The sequence below is a fragment of the Komagataeibacter kakiaceti JCM 25156 genome (assembly GCF_000613305.1).
Genome location: NZ_BAIO01000329.1, coordinates 1 through 2699, shown reverse-complemented (window position 1 = coordinate 2699; position 2699 = coordinate 1). Strand labels below are relative to the sequence as shown.

Sequence of the window (2699 nt, the reverse complement as noted above, 5' to 3'; positions counted from 1 at the left end):
ATGACCTATGCCGAGGCCGCGCGCGTCTGTGGCGTGACCGTGGGCACCATCAAGGCGCGGGTTTCACGCGCGCGCGCCCAGATCATGGACTACATGGCGGCGGACCCGGAGGGGACGGCCCGCCATGGGGAGGACTGAGCGGGAACCATCGGCGCCTGCTCGCGTTTTCGTTACAATGTGCATGTAACCTTTTGCCCTGCCCGTTCATTGCACCCTTACCAATGACCAGACAGGGGAGAAGAAAATGACCAGCAGTTTTCATGACGAAATGCTTGCAATCCTGCCCCGGCTGCGTGTCCAGGCCCTTTCGCTCACGCGCAATCGCGCGGCGGCGGACGATCTGGTGCAGGATGCGGTGTGCAACGCGCTCGCCGCCCAGCACAGCTTCACGCCGGGCACCAATTTTTCCGCGTGGATGCACCGTATCCTGCGTAACCGTTTCATATCGGACCTGCGCAAGAAGCGTGAGACCTGCAATATCGATGATGTCCCCACCTCCGCCGTGGCGGGCAGCGGCGCGCATGAAGACCGTCTCGTGATCAAGGAACTGGCCGAGGCGATGGACCGCCTGCCCGCCGACCAGCGCGAGGCGCTGGTGCTGGTGGTGATGCAGGGCATGAGCTACGACGAACTGGCCGCCGCCACGGGCTGCGCGGTGGGCACCGCCAAGAGCCGGGTGTTCCGCGCCCGGCGCCAGCTTGCCTCATGGCTGTATGGGGAAGAGCGCGATATTTCCGCCGTTACGCTGCGTGGCGCGGTCCGGCGGCTGCGCGCGGGCAGGGAAGCGCAGGCGGCGGTCTCTGCCTGATAGCTGAATTCCCACTTTGAATAATGGTATAAATATGGCACTGACAGCTATATCCACGCCAGAGGTCAGGAAGTTTGCAGGGTAGGTTACGGCCCTGGCAACGTCAGGGGTTATGTGAAGTGGGAATTTACTTCGGGATAATGCGATGGCGCTGAAGGACAAGTGTCCTCCCAGGCAACCAGGAAAGAAGTCCACAGACAGATCGGATGATGCGTTTGAGCTATGGTTGAAGCGGGGGCTGCATCAGTTGTTCGATGATGTGACCAGAGAGCCTGTTCCCGAGGAACTCCTGCGCCTGATTGAGGAAGACCGGAAACGGACAAAATAGATGTCCGTCTTCCCATCTTCCGGTCGGCCCCGCAGGGCCGTCCGGCACCGGAGCCTGTTCACGTGGGTCGGACGCGTGTTCGACGCCGTGCGGGGCCGGATGATGGCGATCATCCTGCTGGCGGCCATGCCCATCGCCCTGATCGGGGCCGTGCAGGCATGGCATAGCTACCACAACACGCTGGAAGCCCCCGGCTACCGCACCGACCAGACGGTGGCGCGCATCGATCTGGAGCTGCGTCATGAATCCGAACATCTCGGCTCGCTGCTCCAGGCGGTCTCGCGCATGCGGCTTGATGATGAGGGGCTGCGGCGGATGCTGGAACTCGTCCAGTCCCTGACCAGCCGCCACTATACCCAGATTGCGCTGGCGGATGACCGGGGCAATATCCTTGCCTCCGTGGGCAGCCGCTCCGACGCGCTCCAGTTGACCACGGAAGACATGCCCCGTTTCCAGGGGGATATCGGCATGGTGCCGATCATCGACCCGGTTACGCGTGTGCCCGCCTATTTCCGCATTACCGTCACCACCATGATTGGCGATGAAAACGGCCGTCCCGCCCGTTCGGGCTACCTTACGGCCATCATGCCGCTGTCATGGCGCAGCGGCATGCTGCAGGGCAGTGACCCGCGTCTGGATCTGGTGCAGCAGAATGGCCTGATAGAGATCTGGGTTCTCGACAATCAGGCGCGCCGGGCGGTGCCCCTGTGCGCCGACTGCCGGTGGGACGCCAGCCCGTCCGAACCGATCATGCGCTGGGCGCGGTTCATGCTGGCGCATAATCAGGAGCATGGGCACATCACCCTGCCCGAAGGGTCGTTTTCCATCGGGCGGGTGCAGGGCGGGGTGTTCGTTCTGGCCATGACGCGCCGCAACGCGGGCGAGCGGCACGCGGTGGTCATGTTCGCGGTCTCGCTGGTCAGCAGCGGGCTGCTGCTGCTTGTCGGGCTGCTGGGCGCTTCCAAAAGTGCGGATGTGCTGGTGATCACGCCGCTGCGCCAGCTTACGGATTCCGTCAACCAGTGGCAGTTGGGCGGCATGTATGACGTGCGCTCCAACTGGGCCATGCCGCTGGAGGTCAGGCAGCTCGCCCATGCCTTCAGCAAGGCGACACGCAGGCTGGCGCGCCATGAGAAGCGGCTGGAGCGCGCGCAGGTGCGTCAGGAACTGCTGCTCAAGGAAATGCACCATCGCGTCAAGAACAACCTCCAGATCGTGGCCTCCCTGCTGAACCTTCAGGCCGGCCGGATCCGTCAGCCCGCCGCGCGGGAGGAATTCGCCCAGGCGCGCGACCGCGTGCGCGCGCTGGCGACGCTGCATCGCTACCTGTACGCGGATGGGGAACTCTACAGCCTGAACATGCAGAGCTTCGTGCGCGAACTGTGTGGCCAGATCATGCATGCCATCGGGGAGTCCGATGAAAGCCGCATCACGCTGGACATCCGCGTCGATGACCTGCTGATGGTGCCCGATCAGGCCGTGCCCCTCGCCCTGATCGTGACCGAAGCGGTGAGCAACACCCTCAAATACGCCTTTCCCGACCGCCAGCACGGCACGCTGGAG

At 63.8% G+C, this 2699-nt stretch carries 4 protein-coding genes; all 4 read left to right on the top strand.

Annotated elements, in window-relative coordinates:
* A partial coding sequence (locus JCM25156_RS32155) for a sigma factor-like helix-turn-helix DNA-binding protein (protein WP_277909467.1) occupies nucleotides 1-138 on the top strand: 138 nt, incomplete at its 5' end.
* Nucleotides 139-244: 106 nt separating this feature from the next.
* Complete coding sequence (locus JCM25156_RS13235; protein ID WP_025813451.1) at nucleotides 245-808, top strand: sigma-70 family RNA polymerase sigma factor; 564 nt, start codon at nucleotides 245-247, stop codon at nucleotides 806-808.
* Between the two features lie 145 nt (nucleotides 809-953).
* The gene (locus JCM25156_RS31245; protein ID WP_025813450.1) at nucleotides 954-1136 is read left to right on the top strand and encodes a hypothetical protein; all 183 of its coding nucleotides are present in this window, start codon (nucleotides 954-956) and stop codon (nucleotides 1134-1136) included.
* On the top strand, nucleotides 1137-2699 hold a 1563-nt coding region (locus tag JCM25156_RS13225), incomplete at its 3' end, for a sensor histidine kinase (protein ID WP_025813449.1).

What these genes read in the sequence shown, in the direction of transcription:
- JCM25156_RS31245 (WP_025813450.1), top strand. Translation starts at nt 954, where the DNA reads ATGGCGCTGAAGGACAAGTGTCCTCCCAGGCAACCAGGAAAGAAGTCC.
- JCM25156_RS13235 (WP_025813451.1), top strand. Translation starts at nt 245, where the DNA reads ATGACCAGCAGTTTTCATGACGAAATGCTTGCAATCCTGCCCCGGCTG.